This is a genomic window from Luteibacter sp. P4_D7_3 (assembly GCF_056401735.1).
In genome coordinates this window covers 1-18,804 of record NZ_JBFUIT010000049.1, presented here as the reverse complement: position 1 = coordinate 18,804, position 18,804 = coordinate 1, and the positions used below count along the sequence as shown (strand labels likewise).

19 protein-coding genes are annotated in these 18,804 nt (G+C 66.0%); 6 read left to right on the top strand and 13 right to left on the bottom strand.

The window, feature by feature from the left end; genetic code table 11:
• Nucleotides 1–66 precede the first annotated feature (66 nt).
• From AC1DSN_RS07335 to AC1DSN_RS07325, 3 genes are read left to right on the top strand one after another with little or no spacing between them, the layout of a single operon-like run.
• On the top strand, nt 67–846 hold the full coding sequence (locus tag AC1DSN_RS07335; protein WP_477298190.1) for a phosphatase PAP2 family protein: 780 nt from the start codon (nt 67–69) through the stop codon (nt 844–846).
• Nucleotides 847–887: 41 nt separating this feature from the next.
• A complete protein-coding gene (locus AC1DSN_RS07330) occupies nt 888–1,835 on the top strand; it encodes a diacylglycerol/lipid kinase family protein (protein WP_477330111.1) in 948 nt (315 codons plus the stop codon).
• Nucleotides 1,832–2,647 (top strand): metallophosphoesterase family protein, encoded by an 816-nt coding sequence (locus tag AC1DSN_RS07325; RefSeq protein WP_477295812.1) that lies wholly within the window; start codon nt 1,832–1,834, stop codon nt 2,645–2,647. Before AC1DSN_RS07330 ends, AC1DSN_RS07325 begins: the two co-directional genes overlap by 4 nt.
• Here AC1DSN_RS07325 and AC1DSN_RS07320 read toward each other — a convergent pair.
• Nucleotides 2,644–3,450, bottom strand: coding sequence for an SDR family oxidoreductase (locus AC1DSN_RS07320; protein WP_477295810.1), 807 nt, complete (start codon nt 3,448–3,450; stop codon nt 2,644–2,646). The genes AC1DSN_RS07325 and AC1DSN_RS07320 overlap by 4 nt on opposite strands.
• A gap of 92 nt (nt 3,451–3,542) precedes the next feature.
• On the opposite strand from AC1DSN_RS07320, the gene AC1DSN_RS07315 reads away from it, so the two are divergent.
• The gene (locus AC1DSN_RS07315; RefSeq protein WP_477295816.1) at nt 3,543–4,574 is read left to right on the top strand and encodes an oxidoreductase; all 1,032 of its coding nucleotides are present in this window, start codon (nt 3,543–3,545) and stop codon (nt 4,572–4,574) included.
• Nucleotides 4,575–4,582: 8 nt separating this feature from the next.
• On the opposite strand, the gene AC1DSN_RS07310 is transcribed toward AC1DSN_RS07315, so the two are convergent.
• Genes AC1DSN_RS07310 through AC1DSN_RS07295 form a run of 4 tightly spaced genes read right to left on the bottom strand, consistent with a single transcriptional unit; the run spans nt 4,583 to nt 6,974 of the window.
• The gene (locus tag AC1DSN_RS07310; RefSeq protein ID WP_477295808.1) at nt 4,583–5,446 is read right to left on the bottom strand and encodes a sulfurtransferase; all 864 of its coding nucleotides are present in this window, start codon (nt 5,444–5,446) and stop codon (nt 4,583–4,585) included.
• Nucleotides 5,440–6,045, bottom strand: coding sequence for a CoA pyrophosphatase (locus AC1DSN_RS07305; protein WP_477295806.1), 606 nt, complete (start codon nt 6,043–6,045; stop codon nt 5,440–5,442). Before AC1DSN_RS07305 ends, AC1DSN_RS07310 begins: the two co-directional genes overlap by 7 nt.
• Complete coding sequence (locus AC1DSN_RS07300; protein ID WP_063572441.1) at nt 6,045–6,242, bottom strand: DUF1289 domain-containing protein; 198 nt, start codon at nt 6,240–6,242, stop codon at nt 6,045–6,047. Before AC1DSN_RS07300 ends, AC1DSN_RS07305 begins: the two co-directional genes overlap by 1 nt.
• Before the next feature lie 18 nt (nt 6,243–6,260).
• On the bottom strand, nt 6,261–6,974 hold the full coding sequence (locus AC1DSN_RS07295) for an FKBP-type peptidyl-prolyl cis-trans isomerase (RefSeq protein ID WP_477295804.1): 714 nt from the start codon (nt 6,972–6,974) through the stop codon (nt 6,261–6,263).
• Nucleotides 6,975–7,119: 145 nt separating this feature from the next.
• On the opposite strand from AC1DSN_RS07295, the gene AC1DSN_RS07290 reads away from it, so the two are divergent.
• Nucleotides 7,120–7,902: an enoyl-CoA hydratase/isomerase family protein gene (locus AC1DSN_RS07290; protein ID WP_477295802.1), complete on the top strand. Its 783-nt coding sequence runs from the start codon at nt 7,120–7,122 to the stop codon at nt 7,900–7,902.
• 98 nt (nt 7,903–8,000) lie between these two features.
• Here AC1DSN_RS07290 and AC1DSN_RS07285 read toward each other — a convergent pair whose 3' ends face one another.
• The 5 genes from AC1DSN_RS07285 to AC1DSN_RS07265 all read right to left on the bottom strand — a co-directional run bounded on the left by AC1DSN_RS07285 (nt 8,001) and on the right by AC1DSN_RS07265 (nt 14,629).
• Nucleotides 8,001–8,891, bottom strand: a complete 891-nt coding sequence (locus AC1DSN_RS07285; RefSeq protein ID WP_477330109.1) for a DUF1684 domain-containing protein — start codon at nt 8,889–8,891, stop codon at nt 8,001–8,003.
• A 43-nt stretch (nt 8,892–8,934) separates the two neighbouring features.
• Entirely contained in the window at nt 8,935–10,782 is a 1,848-nt protein-coding gene (mutL, locus tag AC1DSN_RS07280; RefSeq protein WP_477295798.1) for a DNA mismatch repair endonuclease MutL, read from the bottom strand.
• 69 nt (nt 10,783–10,851) lie between these two features.
• The gene (locus AC1DSN_RS07275) at nt 10,852–12,495 is read right to left on the bottom strand and encodes an N-acetylmuramoyl-L-alanine amidase (RefSeq protein ID WP_477330107.1); all 1,644 of its coding nucleotides are present in this window, start codon (nt 12,493–12,495) and stop codon (nt 10,852–10,854) included.
• 179 nt (nt 12,496–12,674) lie between these two features.
• A complete protein-coding gene (tsaE, locus tag AC1DSN_RS07270) occupies nt 12,675–13,160 on the bottom strand; it encodes a tRNA (adenosine(37)-N6)-threonylcarbamoyltransferase complex ATPase subunit type 1 TsaE (protein WP_477330105.1) in 486 nt (161 codons plus the stop codon).
• On the bottom strand, nt 13,157–14,629 hold the full coding sequence (locus AC1DSN_RS07265; protein ID WP_477330103.1) for an NAD(P)H-hydrate dehydratase: 1,473 nt from the start codon (nt 14,627–14,629) through the stop codon (nt 13,157–13,159). Before AC1DSN_RS07265 ends, tsaE begins: the two co-directional genes overlap by 4 nt.
• Nucleotides 14,630–14,664: 35 nt before the next feature.
• On the opposite strand from AC1DSN_RS07265, the gene queG reads away from it, so the two are divergent.
• On the top strand, nt 14,665–15,741 hold the full coding sequence (gene queG, locus AC1DSN_RS07260; protein WP_477295527.1) for a tRNA epoxyqueuosine(34) reductase QueG: 1,077 nt from the start codon (nt 14,665–14,667) through the stop codon (nt 15,739–15,741).
• A 270-nt stretch (nt 15,742–16,011) separates the two neighbouring features.
• Here queG and AC1DSN_RS07255 read toward each other — a convergent pair whose 3' ends face one another.
• The 3 genes from AC1DSN_RS07255 to rplQ form a co-directional block, all read right to left on the bottom strand.
• On the bottom strand, nt 16,012–17,385 hold the full coding sequence (locus AC1DSN_RS07255; RefSeq protein ID WP_477295529.1) for a class II 3-deoxy-7-phosphoheptulonate synthase: 1,374 nt from the start codon (nt 17,383–17,385) through the stop codon (nt 16,012–16,014).
• A 44-nt stretch (nt 17,386–17,429) separates the two neighbouring features.
• Nucleotides 17,430–17,921, bottom strand: a complete 492-nt coding sequence (locus tag AC1DSN_RS07250) for a disulfide bond formation protein B (protein WP_477295531.1) — start codon at nt 17,919–17,921, stop codon at nt 17,430–17,432.
• 196 nt (nt 17,922–18,117) lie between these two features.
• Nucleotides 18,118–18,504 carry a 50S ribosomal protein L17 gene (gene rplQ / locus AC1DSN_RS07245; protein WP_063570892.1) on the bottom strand — a complete coding sequence of 129 codons (387 nt, stop codon included), beginning with the start codon at nt 18,502–18,504 and terminating at the stop codon, nt 18,118–18,120.
• Between the last annotated feature and the right edge of the window lie 300 nt (nt 18,505–18,804).

Here is an 18,804-nt window from a genome sequence, read left to right as displayed (position 1 = left end):
TTCTCGCCGCGGAGGCGCGGCATGGCAACATGGCCGATCCTGCCATGAGACGAGGACCTTGCGGAAATGGATGCGGAATGGATCAGCCAGCACGCCCTATCGATCTGGGCGGTCTTGCTCGCCGTGGCCTTGCTGGGGGCCGATGTCGGCTGGCGACGGGCGGTGCGTCGCCGCGAGGGCCTGGACCCGGCCGCACGAATCTTCCTGCGGCCAACCACGGCCGTCGCCGTGATCGTGGCGACCCTGCTGATCGCCACCGTCATCGCCGTGGAAGTTCGTGAGCAGGCAGGGTTGACCGTCTTCGACGCCTCCCTGGCCAGCGACCTGCGGGAGAATATGCCCCGACCAGTCCTTCACGTCGTGGCCCTGCTCTCGCGCACGGGAAATTCGGCGGTGCTCGGCACGATCGCAGCGCTCCTCTTCATCGGGTTGCTATGGCGACGGCACTGGCGGCTGGCCAGCGTGTGGATCGTCACCCTGGTCGGCACCGTCGTGATCAACAGCCTGTTGAAGGCGTGGTTCCAGCGTGAGCGACCCTTGCACGATCACGGTTTCATCATCGAGAAAAGTTACAGCTTTCCCAGCGGCCACGCCTCGGGCTCGATGGTGTTCTACGGCATGCTCGCCTACGTCCTGCTCGTGCTCACGCCGCCCCGCTTTCACCGGCCCATCGTCATCGTCGCGGTAGCGATGATCAGCCTCATCGGCATCAGCCGTATCCTGCTGCAAGTGCATTATTTCAGCGACGTCATGGCCGGATATGCCACGGGCCTCGCATGGCTGACGCTATGCGTGGGGAGCGCCGAATACATCCGCATGCGGCAAGGACGCAAGGCGACCGACTGAATTCATGCCACCGTGACAAGCCGGATGCTTCGATCCCTCCGATGAGTAACGATCTTTCCTTCGCCATCGTGATGAACGTCGGCTCCGGACACCAGGATGCCGTCATCGCGCGCGAGGAGATTGCCTCGATCCTGGATGCGGCCGGACGGTCGCATCGCTTCTTCCTGTTCGATGGCGAAGGCGACATCGCCGATGTGGTGCGTGACGCCATCGCGTTCGCCAAGGCCTCCGGCGGCGCGATCGTCGGCGCCGGGGGCGACGGCACCATCAACGTCGTGGCCGCCGCTGCGTGGCGCGAACAGCTGCCGATGGGCATCCTGCCCCAAGGTACGTTCAACTTCGTCGGCCGCACACACGGCATACCGACCGATACGCGCGGAGCGACGGAAGCCTTGCTGCGTGCGACCCTCGGCCACGCGCAGATCGGCCTGGTCAACGACCGCGTGTTCCTCGTCAATGCGAGCCTTGGCTTGTACCCACAGGTACTCGAAGACCGCGAGGCGTGGAAACAGCGCTTTGGCCGCCACCGCATCGTGGCGCTGTGGTCAGGCCTTGCGACCATGATGCGTGGTTACCGGTCGTTGCGCATCGAGGTGAGTGACGGCGCGCGAACGCGGAAGCTACGCACGCCCACGCTGTTCGTCGGCAACAATGCGCTGCAACTGGAGAAGATCGGCCTCGCCGAAGCCATCGACGTACAGCGCAACGACGGGACCCTCGCCGGCCTGGTCCTCAAGCCGATCGGCCGCCTGACCATGTTCGGACTGATCGTACGCGGCGCGCTGGGTAAGCTGGGAGAAGCACGGCATGCCGTCAGCTTCGCCTTCCGCGAGATCACCGTGACTCCGAAGCGTCACCGCGCGAAACTCAAGGTGGCGGTCGACGGTGAGATCATCTGGCTCGACCCGCCTCTCGTGTTCCGCGCCGCACCGCGTCCGCTTGCCTTGCTCACCGATGGTGCGCGCCAGCCCGGCGAGGATCCCGGATGAGTACCATCGCGCACATTTCGGATCCCCATTTCGGCACCGAGCGACCCGAGGTAGTGACCGCACTCGGTGAACTTCTCGTCTCGATGCGACCCGAACTCGTCATTCTCTCAGGCGACGTGACCCAGCGAGCCCGACGCTCCCAGTTCGATGCCGCGAAACAATTCATCGACGGCTATGACCGGCCGACGCTGGTGATCCCTGGCAACCACGATGTGCCGCTGGTCAATGTATTCGCCCGGTTGCTCTCGCCCTTCGCAGGGTACCGCCGCGTGTTTGGCGACAACCTGGAGCCATCGTTCGCCAGCGACGACGTGCTGGCCATCGGCGTCAACACGGTGCGGCCCCGCCGGCACAAGGACGGTGAGGTGTCGGACGCGCAGATCGATCGCGTCTGCGCGCGCTTGCGGCAGGCAACCGACGCACAGTTGCGCGTGGTCGTCACGCACCAACCCGTGCACGTCATCCGCGAGAAGGACGTCCGTAACCTGTTGATCAACCATGAGCGCGCCATCGCGGCCTGGGCCGCGGCGGGGGCGGATCTCGTTCTCGGCGGTCACATCCATCTGCCGTATGTGCGCCCCTTGAATACGCCGTCGCGCAAGCTGGCCAGCGAGCTATGGTCGGTGCAGGCGGGTACGGCCCTGTCGACGCGCATCCGTGAAGGCATAAGCAATTCGTTCAACGTGATCCGGCACGACGCATCCGGCGACCGCCAGGCATGCGTTGTCGAGCAGTGGGACTATAACGAGGCCAACGGGCGCTTCGACCCGGGTGGCAAGACGACCATCCCGCTCGAACGCTACAGCGCCTAGACGTAGTGCATCTTGCGGGCGACACCACCGTCCACCGTGAAATTCTCTCCAGTAATGAAGCCTGCCTGCGACGACAGCAAGAACACGGCAAGCGCCGCGATGTCCGGCGGCACACCTGCCCTGCCGACCGGATGCTGTGCGTGGTCCGCCGCGGACAGCCTGGGCTTGCGCCGCGCCGACGGCTTCCTCCAGTCGTCCACGACGATCCATCCCGGATTGATCGCATTGACGCGGACGGGACCCGCACTGATCGCGAGCGCGTGCGTGAACGCGACGATGCCGCCCTTGCTCGCCGCATAGGCTTCGCTATCGGGTTCGGACTGGTGCGCACGCGACGAAGCGATGTTGACGATCGCTCCGTTGGACTTCTTCAACGAGGGCAATGCGTGCTTGCTGCACAAGAACGTGCCGCCAAGGTTGGTATCGATGCGGCGCTTCCATTCGGCCCAGTCGAGTTTTTCGACGGGCGCGGTGTGTGCGTTCGCGATGCCCGCATTATTGACGAGGCCGTCGATGCGTCCGAATCGGCGAAGCGCCGCCGCCACAAAGCGCTTGACGCTCGCTTCCTTCGCCACGTCGAGGACGAGAAAGGCCGCGCGATCGCCCGCGTCCCAGGCGTCGATGCAGGCCTTGCCCGCTTCGGCGTCCAGGTCCCCGATGACGACGCGGCCACCGGCATCCAGAACGCCTTCGGCGATTCCCCGACCGATTCCCTGCGCCCCGCCGGTCACGAGGACCACCTTGTCGGGCCATTCGCCGATAGGCGAGGACGGGACCGGCGCAACGTGTTTCGGTGTGGGCATGGCGGCTCTCCTCCAACGAAGGGTTCGACTTTAAACGAAACGGTCAGGYGAGCCGCGCTAATCTTGGCGGCATATCCCGCCCAGGAGCGACCATGCAACCGATCTCCACCGGCCTTATCGGCTACGGCACGGCAGGCGCCTTCTTCCACGCGCCATTGATCGCCGCCGCCGACGGCCTCCGCCTGTCCGCCATCGGCAGCCGCCGCACCGACGAGATCCGCCGGGATTTCCCGGAGGCCGTGGCCTATGAGGACCCCCGGGCGCTGCTGGCCGATCCGTCCATCGACCTCGTCGTCATCGCCACCCCAAACGAGACCCATGCGCCGCTGGCCCGCGCCGCATTGGAAGCGGGCAAACACGTCGTCGTCGACAAGCCGTTCACGCTCAATGCGGGGGAAGCCGAGGCGCTTATCGGCCTCGCCGACCAGGTGGGGCGCAAGCTCTCGGTATTCCAGAACCGCCGCTGGGACAACGACTTCCTGACCGTGCGGCGCCTCGTCGACGACGGCCGGCTTGGTGAAGTCGTCTATTTCGAGGCGCATTTCGATCGCTTCCGGCCGGAGATCAAACAGGGCTGGCGCGAAACCGAGACGCCGGGCGCCGGATTGCTCTATGACCTGGGGGCGCACCTGATCGACCAGGCGCTGGTGCTCTTCGGCATGCCACAGGCCATCACAGCCGACGTGGCACGCCAGCGCGCCGCGGCCAGGGCCGACGATTACTTCCATCTGGTGCTCGACTACGGGCATCGCCGCGCGGTGCTTCACGCGTCCGTCCTGGTACGCGATCCCGGGCCCCGCTACCTCGTGCACGGTGACGGCGGCAGCTTCGTGAAATATGGCATCGACGGGCAGGAGGCCGCGCTGCGCGAGGGTCGGCGGCCCGGTGGCGAGGGCTGGGGTGGCGACGACCCGCTTCTGTTTGGCCGTTTCACGGATGCCGACGGCACGGCGACGGTGATCGATACCCTGCCGGGGCGCTACACCGCGTTCTACGACGGCGTGGCCACGGCGATCAGAGAGAACACGGCGATGCCGGTCGATGCGCACTCGGCGCGCGATGTGATCCGGGTGATTGAAGCAGCGCACATCAGTGCGCGGGAGCGGCGTAGCATTTCGCTGTGAATCGGATCCTACACGGGGTCGCCCAGGGCAACCCCGCGCGACCGATCGCTCACCCACCCACTCCACGACGGCGCATAAAGTCGCGAGCCACAGAGCCCTGCGTATTCCATCGCCAGCAGGTTATGGCAAGCGGTCACGCCGGAACCGCACATGTGGACGACATCTTCCGCATCGTGCGCTCCAAGCAACGACCTGAACTCGCGTTGCAATTCCTCCGGCAAACGGAAGCGCCCATGCGCATCCAGGTTGTCCGCGAACGGATGATTCCTCGCACCCGGTACGTGCCCTGCGACCGGGTCCAGCGGCTCGACATCGCCGCGATATCGCGGCGCGGCACGCGCGTCGAGCAAGAGGAAGCGGCCGCTGGCGACGCCTTCCGCCAGTTCGTCGGCGCCCACGGTGCCCGCTTCGTCGAACGCCACGTGGACGGAGGTCGCCCCATGCTGAACGACCGCATCGTCGACGGGCGCGCCGGCGTCGAGCCACCCCGCCCAGCCGCCGTCGAGCACAGCGACGTTGTCGATGCCGGCAAGTCGGGCAAGCCACCAGAAGCGCGCCGCCGCAAGCGCACCGCCGGCTGCGTCATAGGCGACGACCTGCAGGTCCGGCCGCCAGCCAGCGCGCGATAGCCACGCCGCGAACGACGACGCCTCGGGCAACGGATGCCGACCGCGTCCGGCAGATGGCGTCGCCATATCCGCAAGATCGCGGTCGAGGTCGGCCCGCACGGCGCCGACGATGTGGCCGGCGGCGTAATCGCGATCGCCCTTGCCCGCATCCGCGAGATCGAAGCGGCAGTCGACGAAGAGCACATCGTCCGCGGAAACATGGGCGGCGGTTGCCGCGTCGATCAGCGTGCGTGAAATCAACATGGATGACCCATCCGCTTCAGGAGGTTGTAAAGGATCGCCGCGGTGACACCCCATATGCGGTAACCCGCATGGAGGAACTCGACCATCTCCCGCCGGTGGCCGCGAAAATCCATCGTATACCGGCGCAAGTTGGCAGGCTCGAGGAAGAAGGCAAACGGCACTTCGAAGACTTCCGCTACCTCACCCGGATCGGGTTTCAGCGCCGCGTTCGCCGCAATGCGTGCCACCACGGGCGTCACCGAATAACCGCTGATCGTCTCGAACGCTTCGAGGAAACCGAGCGGCGTGACCATGCTGGCATCGAGGCCGATTTCCTCCTCGCTTTCGCGAAGCGCCGTGGCCACGACATCCACGTCGTCGGGTTCGACACGGCCGCCGGGGAAGGCGACCTGCCCCGCATGCTGCTGCAGGGTGTCCGTGCGCACGGTGAGCACGACGCGCTGCTCGCGATCGTCACGGATGCCAATAAGCACCGCCGCGGGGCGACGCGGGGCGGCGCCGATCAACTCGGCCATGTCCGCGTGGTTCCAGCCACGCGGACCGGGAGGCGCCTCCAGGGGAAGCAGCGCGCCACGTAACTTCGCGAGCAGGTCGTCCATCAGCGCGCCTGCCGGTGCGGCAGCACCTCGTCCATGATCCAAAGCTTCTGCACATCGTCCATCGTGGACCAGCGGGCGATCTCGTCACCCGTGCGCAGGCAGCCCTCGCACAGCCCGCGCGTGTCGAGTCGACACACGCCGGTGCAAGGCGTCAGGGGTAGCGTTGACGAGGGGACGATGGCCATACCGTCGGCCATTCTAGCGCCCCGGCCCGGTTACTGCTGGATGTCGACCAGTTCGATGTCGAAGACCAGGGCTTCGTTCGGCCCGATACGCGGCAATTCGCCCCGCTCGCCATAAGCCAGGGCCGGCGGGATCACCACCTTCCATTTGTCGCCCACGTGCATGCGCGGGATCACGTCCTGCCAACCGGCGATGACGCGATTCACCGTGAAGGTGACCGGCTTGCCGTGGGCGTAGGAGCTATCGAACTCGGTACCGTCGATCAGCGCGCCGCGGTAGTTCACCACCACCGTGCTGGTCATCTGCGCCTGCGCGCCGCGGCCCTTGGTGAGCACCGCGTACTGAATACCCGAGGGCAAGGTCACTACGCCGGGACGCGTGCGGTTGTGGGCAAGGAAGTCGGCACTTCGCTGGGCGTTCGCCGTGGCCACACGACGGAACTCGACGACGGAGTCACGCTGGACCTTCGCATCGAAGTTGACCAACTGCTGCTGCATGGTGTCGATCGGGATGCCGGGGGCGCGCTTGGCATAACCATCCTGCAAGGCCTTCACCAGTACGGAAATGTCGACATCGGGCTGCGCGCTGTTCGCGAACTGGGTGCCAATCTGGTAGCCGATCGCATAGGACAGCTTGGTCTTGTCGATTGCCGGCGCCCCGGATGCCGGAGCGGTCGGAGCCGACTGTGCAAGCGCCGCGCCACTGACCAGTGCCAGCGCGATGACCAGGAAACGCAAGGGTGACATCCCGTTCTCCGTGAATCCGGAACTTTGAGCGTGCGTGGAGGATAGTCCATCGGCCACGAGGCCGCCCGTTCGCCATCAGACGCCGCCGGAAGCCAAAGGTTCCCCTGCTAACATTTGCTTCCTCATCCCCTCGCCAGGAACCGCCATGGCCTTCCGTCATGTGACCACCGCGAACCGCGCTGCCGTCCGCACCATCACTGTCAACCGCCCCGACAAGCTCAATGCGCTCAATCAGGAAACCATTGCCGAGCTGACCCTGGCGTTTCGCCAGGCCGCCCAGGACGATGCCGTTCGCGTCGTTATCCTCGGCGGTGCCGGCGAGAAGGCCTTCGTGGCCGGTGCGGACATCTCGGAGATGACGGGGTGGGCACCGGTGAAGGCCCAGGCGGCATCACGCGCCGGACAGGACCTGATGCTGACCATCGAGCGCCTCGGCAAGCCGGTGATCGGGAAGATCCAGGGCTATGCCCTCGGCGGTGGCATGGAACTGGCCATGGCCTGTCACATCCGCGTGGCCAGCGAGAAAGCACGCTTCGGCCAACCCGAGATCGGCCTCGGGCTCATCCCGGGTTTCGGTGGCACGCAACGCCTCACCCGCCTCGCCGGGCGCGGTGCGGCACTGGAACTCTGCCTGCTCGGTCAACCCATCGACGCCGCACGGGCCGAGCGGCTGGGCATCGTGGCCCGCGTGGTGCCCTCCGAGGAACTCGAAGCGACCGTGGATGCCATGGCCGACCAGCTGGCGGCGGCCGCACCGCTGGCGCTCAAGGGCATCCTCGAGGCCGTGATCGAAGGCGGCGAATGCGCAATCGACCAGGGCCTGGCATTTGAGACCCAGGGCTTCGCGATCGCGTTTTCCACCGAAGACATGCGCGAAGGCACGAGCGCGTTTCTGGAACGCCGGAAGCCGTCGTTCAAAGGGGCCTGAGGTAAAGGCATCGCCGCTGAAGCGGCTCCTACCGAGCAGGTTGACGGGACCTGCTGGGTAGGAGCCGATTCATCGGCGATGCTCCTGGCCAGCAAAACTCACCCATGCCCGCCGGCGTACTTCTTCTCGCCGGCCGTCACCCGCACATCGAGCCGGTTCTCCGGCGGAGCCAACGGACAGGTCGCATACGGCGTGAAAGCGCAGGGCGGATTGCGGGCCTCGTTGAAATCGAGGACAAGCTTGCCGTCCTTCGCCAGCGCGGTGTCCAGAAAACGCGCTGCGCCGTAGGTCTCCTTGCCACTGGTGCGGTCGGCGAAGACGAAGAAAAGCGAATCCGGTTCTTCCTGGATCGGATACAGCTCGAAGGTATGACCGTCGCGGACGAACACGGCCTTGCCCGGCACCTTCTCCTTGTCGATGCCGCCGAGCACATTGCCGATTTCCAGCTCGTGCGGCGGATCGAAAGGCACCCAGTCGGCGACCACGCGCCACGACGGGTCGATCGGGAAATAGTCGAGACCGACGAAGTGAGCCCGTGAGTCGGCGTTCTCGTCCTTCACGCGCAGGGCCTTCTTGCCCTCGCGAGCGATGACGAAGAAATTCGCCGAGCCGAAGCGCACTTCCGTGGCCTTGCGGCCCGTGCCGCCATCGTCCACGAGCGTGGCGCGCTGGACATCGCGACCGTCGACGAGGACCCCACTGCCCTTGGCCAGCTCGAGCGTGGCCGAGCCGCCTTCGTCGAGAGTGATCGTGCCGAGATGCGCCGGACCCGCCTTAAGGATGATGTCGTTGTCCGCGGCGCTGCCGATGCGATTGACGCCGGGCTGGAGCCATTCGAGCCCGATGAGACTGAGCCAGCCGTCCGGCGCCTTCAGCGTCTGCAGGCGGTCGGCACGGACTTTCTCCACGGAGGCCGCGTAGTCGTCACCGGCAACGGCACTTCCCGTGGTCACGGCGATCACGGAGGCAAAGGCGAGCGAGCGGATCATGGCGTTACCTCGTTTGGACGTCTATCCGTCCAGCATAGCGCGATCAGCGACCGCGAAGGAACAACCGATCCAGCTCGCCCAAGGATAACTGTACCCAGGTAGGCCGACCGTGATTGCATTGTCCAGACCGCTCGGTAGCTTCCATTTCGCGCAGCAGCGCATTCATTTCGGGAATGCCCAGGCGCCGGCCCGCGCGTACAGAGCCGTGACAAGCCATGGTCGAGAGCAATTCGTTTTCCAGCTCCTCGAGGCGCCGCGAGCTGCCGTGCTGGGACAGTTCGGCGAGCACGTCGCGCGTCAGCTGGGCCACGTCGGCACCTTCGAGAAGCGACGGAATACGGCGCACGACGACGCCGGACGGCCCACTGCGCGAGAGCTCCAGGCCCCACTCCGCCAGTGCGTCCGCGTGCTCTTCCGCCGCGGCGGCTTCGCGCGCGCTCACGGCGATGGACAAGGGCACGAGCATCAGCTGTGAACGCAGGTTCGCGGTGACGCGGCCGTTCTTGAGTTTCTCGTAGGTGATCCGCTCGTGCGCCGCGTGCATGTCCACCAGTATCAAGCCGTGCTCATTTTCGGCGAGCACGTAGATGCTTTTCAGTTGGGCAATCGCATAGCCAAGCGGTGGCACGTCGCTGCCGGCGTCGGGCTCGTTGCCGGCCAGCGGCGACCCGGCCGCGAACGACGGGCGCGACGCAGAAGACGACCCGAACAGCGTCGCGTAGTCGGCCAGCGGCTCGTCACGCACGCCGAGGCTAAGCCGCGACTGGCTGGCCGACTGCGGCCATGCCGGCATGGCCGGCGACATGGGTGAAACCGCGACCGGATAAGCGCTACCGGCAGTGCCGTGAGCGGTCGGATACGTGGATTCCATCACGGGCGCAGATGCACCGGCCCGGGTCTGCGCCAGCGCTTCGTGCAAGGTGCGGAACAGGAAGTCGTGGATCAGGCGCTGCTCGCGAAAACGTACTTCGCTCTTCGCCGGATGCACGTTCACGTCGACGCCCGTGGGGTCCAGTTGCAGGAACAACACGAACACGGGATGGCGGCCATGGAACAGCACGTCCGAATACGCCTGGCGAACCGCATGCGCGACGATGCGGTCGCGCACCAGCCGACCATTGACGTAAAAGTACTGTTGGTCGGCCTGCGAACGCGATGCGGTCGGCAAACCCACCCAGCCCGACAGCCGCAGGCCGGCAGCCTCGTGTTCGACCCGCAAGGACTGGCCGGGAAATTCGGGACCAAGCACCTCGGCGACGCGCGCGAGCGCGGCGTTCTCGTCGCGCGCGGGCTTGAGCAGGCGCACCGGCTTGCCGTTGTGGGTGAGGCGGATATCGACGCCTTCGCGGGCCAGCGCCAGGGACTTCAGCAAGTCGTCGATATGCGCGAACTCGGTGCGCTCCGCACGGAGGAACTTGCGGCGCGCCGGCACGTTGTAGAAAAGGTCGCGTACCTCGATGGTGGTGCCGGGCGGATGCTGTGCGGGGCGCGCATCCTGCAGCCGACCACCGTCGACTTCGATGCGCCACGCGGCGTCCTGGCCCTCATGCCTGGAGGTCAGGGAGAAGCGTGCCACCGAAGAGACCGACGCGAGTGCTTCGCCGCGAAAACCCATGCTTGCCACGCGTTCGAGGTCATCGAAGCTGCCGATCTTGCTTGTGGCGTGCGATGCCACGGCCAGCGCGAGTTCGTCGCGCGGGATGCCACCACCATCGTCGCGTACGCGAATGAGCCGGGTGCCGCCCTGCTCGATATCCACCTCGATGCGGCGGGCTCCGGCATCGATGCTGTTCTCGACGAGCTCCTTCACCACAGAGGCGGGACGCTCGATCACTTCGCCGGCCGCGATCTGGTTGATCAGCTCGGGCGGAAGGGGACGGATGCTGGGCATGGGCGGTGCGACCTGACGTGCTTTCAGGCCGAAAGGATAGCCCAAGGTCCCGCGGACTGCCGAACCACGTCAGCCCGACGGAATCACCATGACGGAGCCAATGCGGACATTATCGTCGTTCATCTTGTTGGCCATCTTCAGCGCGCCCACGGAAACGCCGTACTGGTTGGCGATGCCGGTGAGCGTCTCACCGCGGTTGACCCGGTGCAGATCCCGCACGTTGTCATCGGCACGACCGCTCGCGGCCTTGCTCGAAGGCGCCGGCGTGTCAGCCCTGGCGAGTGTCTTTTTCGGCGGCGCGGCGCGGCTTGCCGCCTTCACGGCATCCGACGCGACGGCCCCTGCGTCGGCCGCCATCGCGGGAGCCACCGGCGCGGACGCCGCCGTGCTGGCCAGCGAGGTTCCGTTGCGGCGTGCGGCCTKCGCGGCAAACCACGTGCCGGGCGGCGGCATCGACTCGAAATAGTTACGCACACCGCCAAGGACGGCCGTGGCGAGTTCGCGACGATGTCCATCGTCGCGCAGGCGGGTTTCTTCCGCCGGATTGGTAATGAACGCTGTCTCGACCAGGATCGACGGCACGTCCGGTGAGCGCAGCACGACGAAGTTGGCGCGCTCGACGTAACCGCGATGGGTCGGACCCAGACGACCCAGCGCCTTCAGCACGTTCCCGGCGATGGATTCGCTGGCCTGCATGGCATAGCCCTGCTGCAGGTCCAGCAATACGGCAGCGAGGCTATCGTCTTTGTCGTCGAGCGAGACGCCGCCGACCAGATCGGCGCGGTTTTCACGATCGGCCAGCCAGCGGGAGGCCTCGCTGGTCTTGCCGCGCGGCGACAGCACCCAGACCGACGAACCCTTGGCATCGCCGTTCTTGAAGGCATCGGCGTGAATGGAGACGAACATGTCCGCGTTGTGCTCGCGGGCGATTTCGTAGCGGCGCTTCAGCGGAATGAAATAGTCGCCGTTGCGCGTCAGCACGGCCTGCATGCCGGGCTGGCGGTTGATCTGGTCAGCCAGCTCGCGGGCTACCTGGAGGGTGACATCCTTCTCGCGCAAGCCGGTCGCACCCTTCGCACCCGGATCTTCACCGCCATGACCGGCGTCGATGGCGACTACGACCTTGCGATCCCCGGTGGGGAGCATGGGCGGGCGGCCTGCCGGGACCGTCTTGCCGCGCGAACCGCGGGTGGAACGCGTCGGCGCGGGCGCCTGCGTCGGTGCCTCGGCAGCGGCATCGTCGTCGGCCGACGCCAGGGACGGTGCATCGTGGTCGGCCACCGGCGGCGGATTGTCGCCCGGGTCGATCTGCCCACCCGGATAGAGATCCAGCACCAGACGGTAGCCGTAGTCACCGGCGGGCTTGAGCAGGAAGCTCTTCGGCTTCGCCTTCGGATCGACCGTCGCGACCAGGCGCGCCGAGCCACCCTGCTTGCTCACAGTCATCGACTTGAACAGGCCCTGGCCGCCCGGCGCGGCGAAATCGCCCGTCACCGAACTGCTGGCGACATCCAGCACGACACTGCCGGGCACGTCGCCCTGCGACATCTTGTAGGACGCCGGCCCGGACAGATCGAAGACCACGCGCGTGTACTCAGGACCGGCCCACGCACGGGCGGCCTTCACGTCGGCGGCCGACGAGGAGGCAGCAGTCAGCGTCGCGATGGCGGTCACGCACGCTAGGAGGCCAAGTTTGATAGTCATTCCCCTCATACGGCCCGGATTGAACTGCAAGCGCCCGACGAATGCAAGACGTTTTCCCTTGTTAATCCATAACCTGCGAAACCTTCGTCAACGGGCGTACAGGAATGTGCCGCAAGCGACGGGGGCAACGGCCTCAAAAAGCCCATGATTTCAGTGATGAATAGCGCAAAAGCGGCAAGGGGCGGGCGTTAGTCCTGCCGCGGCGGGACCGTGGTCAGGGAAGCCACGACGCGCTCGCCGAGCGGCGACCTCGACGCCATACGAACCGCCCTGCCCTCCGCTTCATGGCGAAAAGTCAGCGCTAGGTCCACCGGCGGCAAGGCACCAGCACCGCGCTCCGGCCACTCCACAAGGACGATGGCCCCCGGCTCGGCGAGGCTGTCCAGGCCAAGCCACTCCAGCTCGCCCGGATCGGCAATGCGATAAAGATCCAGGTGGAAGGCCTGGCGCTCACCGAGGTCGTAACCCTCGACGAGACTGTAAGTCGGGCTCTTCACACGCTCGCCCACACCGAGCGCGCGAAGAAAGGCGCGGGCGAACGTCGTCTTGCCTGCACCGAGGTCGCCGTAGAGGAAGGCCACGAGGCCGTCGGCTGGCAGATTCGCCGCGAGGCGACGACCCAGGGCCATGGTGGCCTCCTCGTCCGCGAGGATCAGCTCCACCTCGGCGCTCATGCATCCAACCCGTTGACAAGGCGACGCAGCGGCTCGAGCAGGTCCCCTGCGAGCAGCCCCCGCTCACCGGCGCGTGCCGCCGCGTCGCCAGCGCGGGCATGCAGCCCCACGCCGAGGCAGGCCGCCTCGTAAGCATCGCAACCCTGCCCCAGAAGCGCCGCGATAATCCCGGTGAGGGTGTCGCCCATGCCACCGCTGGCCATGCCTGGATTACCCCAGGGGCACACGGAGACCTCGCCCGTCGGTGAAGCGATCAGGCTCCCATTACCCTTGAGCACCACGACAGCCTTGTAGCGCCGGGCCATCTCGCGGACGGCGGCGAAACGGTCGGCCTGAACCGCCTGGGTGTCGATGCCGAGCAGGCGACCTGCCTCCCCAGGGTGCGGCGTAAGCACGACGGTACGAGGCAATGGGCGCTCCTCGGCACGCAGCAGGTTGAGCCCGTCGGCGTCGAGCACGGTCGGCAGCCCGGCATCGAGCGCGGTGGTCCAAAGCGCGTGGCCCCAGGCGGCCTGGCCCAGGCCGGGACCCAGGGCCAGCACGGAGGCCTTCTCCAGCATCGGCTGCAAGGCCTGCGGGCCATTGACACCATGGGCCATCAATTCCGGCCGCGCGGCATTCATCGCCAGCACGTTCTCCTCGCGCGTGGCCACGCTGACCAGGCCAGCACCCGTACGCAGCGCGGCTTCAGCGGCCATGCGCACGGCTCCGCCAGTGCCGTGGTCGCCACCGATGGCAAGCACGTGACCGTTCGTCCCCTTGTTCGACTCGCGCGGCCGCGAGTGCAGATGGGCGGGCAACAGGAGACGTGAGTCAGGCGTGTCGAGGACCGAATCCGGCAGTCCGAGGGCGTGAAGCTCGATCACGCCCGCGACTTCGCAGTGAAAGGTATGCAGCCCGCGCTTCTGCACGATGAAGGTCGCGGTCGCCTCGGCGCGCACGGCCACGCCGGGCATCGCCCCTGTGTCGGCTGAAAGCCCGGAGGGAATATCGAGGGCGAGGATGGGCGTGCCGACGGCGTTCATGGCTTCGATCGCGTCGTGGGCCTCACCCTCCGGCGCCCGATTCAGGCCCGTGCCGWAGATCGCGTCGACGAAGACGTCAGCGATGGGAAGACGGGTCCAGTCGGAAAAGGCGGCGCAACGTCCGCCCGCCGCGACGAAAGCATCGCGCGCCTGCGAGGCGTCGCCGCCCTTAGGTTCGCCCAGGGCGACCAGATCGACGGACAAGCCTGCCAGACGTGCGTCGCGTGCCACGAGGTAGCCGTCGCCACCGTTGTTTCCCGCGCCGCAGACCACCCGCAGGCGCCGGGCACCCGGCCAGCGGCGCTGCAGCATGGCGAAGGCCGCCGCCGCGGCGCGCGTCATCAGCTCCAGGCCGGGGACGCCGAGCTCGGCCGTCGCGCGCTGGTCTGTCGCGCGGGCCTGCGCCGAAGTGAAGAGAGCGGTACCGAGGGTGGGTGCGGTCATCGGGGGATTATAGAAGGGGCAAGTAGAATGCACGTATGCCCGCCTCGCCCGCCATCGACTACACCGCCCTTGCCACCGACATCAGGGCATGGGCGCGCGAGCTCGGGTTTGCCGACGTGGGCATCTCCGGCACCGACCTTGGCAACGATGAGGCCTACCTGGAGCGGTGGCTCGCGGATGGTCATCACGGCGAGATGGAGTACATGTCGCGCCATGGCACGCGCCGCAGTCGCCCCGCCGAACTCGAGCCCGGAACACTCCGCGTCGTGTCCGTACGCATGGACTACATCCCGCCCGGCACCGCGAATGCGTGGGACGTGATCAACGATGGCGACAAGGCGTACGTCGCCCGCTACGCGCTCGGTCGCGACTATCACAAGGTCATGCGAAACCGCCTGCAGAAACTGGCGGCGCGGATCGGTGAGCGGATCGGCGACTTTGGCTACCGTGCCTACGTCGATTCCGCTCCGGTGCTGGAGAAGGCTCTCGCCCGCAACGCAGGGCTCGGCTGGATCGGCAAGCACACGGTGTTGATCAACAAACGCGCGGGCTCATATTTCTTCCTTGGCGAGCTGTACACGGATCTCCCCCTGCCCGTGGACAAACCGGCCACGGCGCACTGTGGCAGCTGCCGCAAGTGCATCGATATCTGCCCCACCCAGGCGATCGTCGCACCGTACCGCCTCGACGCGCGAAAGTGCATTTCCTATCTCACCATCGAACTCAAGGGCAGCATTCCCGAAGCGCTGCGCGTGCCCATCGGCAACCGCATCTTCGGCTGCGATGACTGCCAGCTGATCTGTCCCTGGAACAAGTTCGCCCAGGAAGCGACGGAGCCCGACTTCGCCCCACGCCACAGCCTCGACGGCCCTAAGCTCGTCGACCTCTTCGCGTGGAGCGAAGCGGAGTTCCTTGCACGCACCGAAGGCATGGCGATCCGTCGCACGGGTTACGAAGGTTGGTTACGCAATCTCGCCGTCGGCCTAGGCAACGCACCGACGAGCGGCGAGATTCTCGCCGCACTAAACGCACGCGCCGACGACCCGTCGGAGGTGGTACGCGAGCATGTGGCCTGGGCGCGTGCGCAACATGCGTTGCGGGCGGGGTCGTAGTTTTTGGGGATAGCCGCTGCGCGGCTCATGTCTTCAGCGGCGTTCGCCGCCTAGCGCGCGTGCTGTCGTGGGAGTCGCGGTCGGGTTGGCCCTTGGGGCTCCCAACGCCCCCGCAAGCGTGAGGCGGCGAACGCCGCTGGTTGCATGGGGCGCGCAGCGACCGTCCTTTCGCCGATGAATCGGCTCCTACAAAGGCAGCATGAGCTTGCGCAGCGGGCTAAAAAAAAACCCGGCACAAGGCCGGGCTTGGTTACGCCATGTACGAGAGGTTCAAACCATGCCACCCGACTTGCGCACGATCAGCATCGCCATTTCGAGTGACTGCTCATAGTTCAGGCGCGGATCGACCATGGAACGGTACGCGCGATCGAGGTCGCCCTCGACCAGATCGCGGGCGCCACCGAGGCACTCGGTCACGTCTTCGCCAGTGAGTTCGAGATGCACGCCACCAAGGCGGGTGCCCGCGGCAGCATGGATATCGAAAGCCTGGTCGAGTTCGCCGGCGATGTTGGCGAAGCGACGGGTCTTGTAGCCATTGGTGGTGCTCTCGGTATTGCCATGCATCGGATCGGCCACCCACAGCACACGGCGACCTTCCCGCTTCACCGCCTCGAGCAGCGGCTGCAGATGCGTGCCGATCTTGTCGTTGCCCATGCGATGGATGAGCGTAAGACGGCCGGGCTCTTCGTTCGGGTTGAGCACATCGATAAGACGAAGCAGGTCATCCGCCTGAACCGTCGGCCCGACTTTCACCGCGATGGGATTGCGAATGCCACGGAAGTACTCGGTGTGAGCGCCATCGAGCGCCGCGGTCCGCATGCCGATCCACGGGAAGTGCGTCGACAGGTTGAACCAACCATCCTGACGCGGGACCTGCCGCGTAAGCGCTTCCTCGTAATGCAGCAGGAGGGCCTCATGAGACGTGTAGAAATCCACGCGCGAATAGCTCGAGATCGACTGGCCCGCGAGCGTCTCCATGAAGCGCAGCGAATCGCCGATGCTGGCGACCATGCGGCGGTATTCGGCGGCCAGCGGCGAATGCTCGACCCAGGCGAGATCCCAGTATTCCGGGTGGTGCAGGTCGGCAAAACCACCGTCGATCAATGCCCGCACGAAATTCATCGTCATCGCCGAACGCGCATGCGCCTTGATCAGGCGATTCGGATCCGCGCGACGGGCTTCCGGTGTGAACTCCGGACTGTTCACCAGGTCGCCGCGAAACGCCGGCAAGGTCACGCCCTCCCGTGTTTCGCTGTCGGCCGAACGCGGCTTGGCGTACTGGCCGGCGAAACGGCCAACACGGATCACGGGCTTCTTCAGGCCGTGGACGAGCACAAGGCTCATCTGCAGCAGCACCTTCAGTCGATTGGAAATGATCGGGCTGTTGCAGTCCGCGAAGCTCTCCGCACAGTCGCCGCCCTGGAGCAGGAAGCGCTCGCCATCCTGGGCCTCGGCGATGCGCTGCTTCAGCGCGAGGATCTCCCAGGAAGTGACCAGTGGCGGCAGCTGACCGAGCTGCTCGAGCGCGCGACCGAGTTCGCTGGCGTCGTCGTAGCTCGGCTGCTGGAGGGCGGTCCTCGACCGCCACGAACCCGGCGTCCAGTCGAGGGACGAGGGTGCTACGGCTTTGAGGGAGTGCTGCATGACGGCGGTGCCTTCGTGTATGCGCCTTGGGCGGCGCGGGGAAATCAACGGACGGTGCGACGGACGGCGACAAGCGCCCAGACGGTCAGCACGATGAACCAGAACAGCGTCCACCCGGGCATCGGGATGCCGAGGATGGGCTCGATCTTCGCGCACTCACCGGAACCGGTGAACGCCAACTTGAGCATCTTCGTGAACGGAAAAGCGTCGAACAGATAGCCGAGACCCGGTCCGCACGCCGGCACATCCGCGGCGGGAAGCGACTGCAGCCACAGATGCCGGCCGGCCGTGGCGATGCCCCAGAGTCCACCCAGCGTGATCAGGACGGCGTAAACGCCGCGAACACCCACCCTGCGCGGTGCGTGCAGGCCACCGACCAGGAAGAACAGGCCCATGGTGCACACGGCGATACGCTGGAAGATGCACAGCGGGCACGGGTCCAGGAGCATCACGTACTGCGCATAGAGCGCGAACGCCATGAGGGCAACACAAACAACGAAACCGGCGAGATAGCGACCGCGGAACGAGAGGTTCATAGAGGCGATATGCGGTGGGGAACGCCCACGTTAACCCTTTGTGCACGTGCTTGTCAGCAACTGCGTAAAGTTTCTTTTGTAACCATGGATCAATGGCTTGCGTAAGAATTACCGCAAATCCCCGGTCGCCGCCCCGAAACGAAAAAACCCCGGCAGGTCTCCCTGCCGGGGTTCGTTCGAATCGGCCCGCCAGGGCTTACTCGGCGTCGACCGCTTCGGTCTTGGCCGGGCGATCCACGAGTTCGACATACGCCATCGGCGCATGATCGCCGGGACGGAAGCCGCACTTGAGGATGCGCAGGTAGCCGCCGGGACGCTCGCGGTAGCGAGGACCGAGCTCGACGAAGAGCTTGCCGACAGCCTCTTTATCGCGCAGACGCGCGAAAGCGAGGCGGCGGTTGGCAACGCCATCGGTCTTGGAGAGCGTGATGAGCGGCTCTGCGACGCGACGGAGTTCCTTCGCCTTGGGAAGGGTGGTACGGATAAGCTCGTGCTTGATCAGCGACGAAGCCATGTTCTTGAACATCGCTTCGCGGTGGCTGCTCGTGCGGTTGAGCTTGCGACCGGATTTCTGGTGGCGCATGGCGTTTACTCTCTAGGTCTATTGTTAGGAAAAGTCGTCAGAATGAAGCGACTTCCCGCGGTTACCCGCTATTCGAGGCTGTCAAAACGCCCCGTTATTAAGAGCACGGTCTCTATGGACCGTTCTGTACTTCCGGTGGAAATGCGCGAGGCAYCCGCCGGATGGCGCAAAGAATCGGGGCGATCGAAAAGCGATCGCCCCGTTTGAATCAGCCCAGCTGCATACCGTGGGAAAGCCCCGGCGGCGGCCAGTTTTCGAGCTTCATGCCGAGAGCGAGACCACGCCCGCCCAGCACATCCT

Excerpts from the sequence above, each read along its gene's own strand:
- AC1DSN_RS07250 (WP_477295531.1), bottom strand. The coding sequence starts at position 17,921 with ATGAACCTCTCGTTCCGCGGTCGCTATCTCGCCGGTTTCGTTGTTTGT.
- mutL (WP_477295798.1), bottom strand. The coding sequence starts at position 10,782 with ATGCCCAGCATCCGTCCCCTTCCGCCCGAGCTGATCAACCAGATCGCG.
- AC1DSN_RS07285 (WP_477330109.1), bottom strand. The coding sequence starts at position 8,891 with ATGATCCGCTCGCTCGCCTTTGCCTCCGTGATCGCCGTGACCACGGGA.
- AC1DSN_RS07330 (WP_477330111.1), top strand. The coding sequence starts at position 888 with ATGAGTAACGATCTTTCCTTCGCCATCGTGATGAACGTCGGCTCCGGA.
- AC1DSN_RS07335 (WP_477298190.1), top strand. The coding sequence starts at position 67 with ATGGATGCGGAATGGATCAGCCAGCACGCCCTATCGATCTGGGCGGTC.
- AC1DSN_RS07300 (WP_063572441.1), bottom strand. The coding sequence starts at position 6,242 with ATGGCCGACGGTATGGCCATCGTCCCCTCGTCAACGCTACCCCTGACG.
- AC1DSN_RS07325 (WP_477295812.1), top strand. The coding sequence starts at position 1,832 with ATGAGTACCATCGCGCACATTTCGGATCCCCATTTCGGCACCGAGCGA.
- AC1DSN_RS07290 (WP_477295802.1), top strand. The coding sequence starts at position 7,120 with ATGGCCTTCCGTCATGTGACCACCGCGAACCGCGCTGCCGTCCGCACC.
- queG (WP_477295527.1), top strand. The coding sequence starts at position 14,665 with ATGCCCGCCTCGCCCGCCATCGACTACACCGCCCTTGCCACCGACATC.
- AC1DSN_RS07310 (WP_477295808.1), bottom strand. The coding sequence starts at position 5,446 with ATGTTGATTTCACGCACGCTGATCGACGCGGCAACCGCCGCCCATGTT.
- tsaE (WP_477330105.1), bottom strand. The coding sequence starts at position 13,160 with ATGAGCGCCGAGGTGGAGCTGATCCTCGCGGACGAGGAGGCCACCATG.
- AC1DSN_RS07320 (WP_477295810.1), bottom strand. The coding sequence starts at position 3,450 with ATGCCCACACCGAAACACGTTGCGCCGGTCCCGTCCTCGCCTATCGGC.
- AC1DSN_RS07255 (WP_477295529.1), bottom strand. The coding sequence starts at position 17,385 with ATGCAGCACTCCCTCAAAGCCGTAGCACCCTCGTCCCTCGACTGGACG.
- rplQ (WP_063570892.1), bottom strand. The coding sequence starts at position 18,504 with ATGCGCCACCAGAAATCCGGTCGCAAGCTCAACCGCACGAGCAGCCAC.
- AC1DSN_RS07305 (WP_477295806.1), bottom strand. The coding sequence starts at position 6,045 with ATGGACGACCTGCTCGCGAAGTTACGTGGCGCGCTGCTTCCCCTGGAG.
- AC1DSN_RS07295 (WP_477295804.1), bottom strand. The coding sequence starts at position 6,974 with ATGTCACCCTTGCGTTTCCTGGTCATCGCGCTGGCACTGGTCAGTGGC.
- AC1DSN_RS07315 (WP_477295816.1), top strand. The coding sequence starts at position 3,543 with ATGCAACCGATCTCCACCGGCCTTATCGGCTACGGCACGGCAGGCGCC.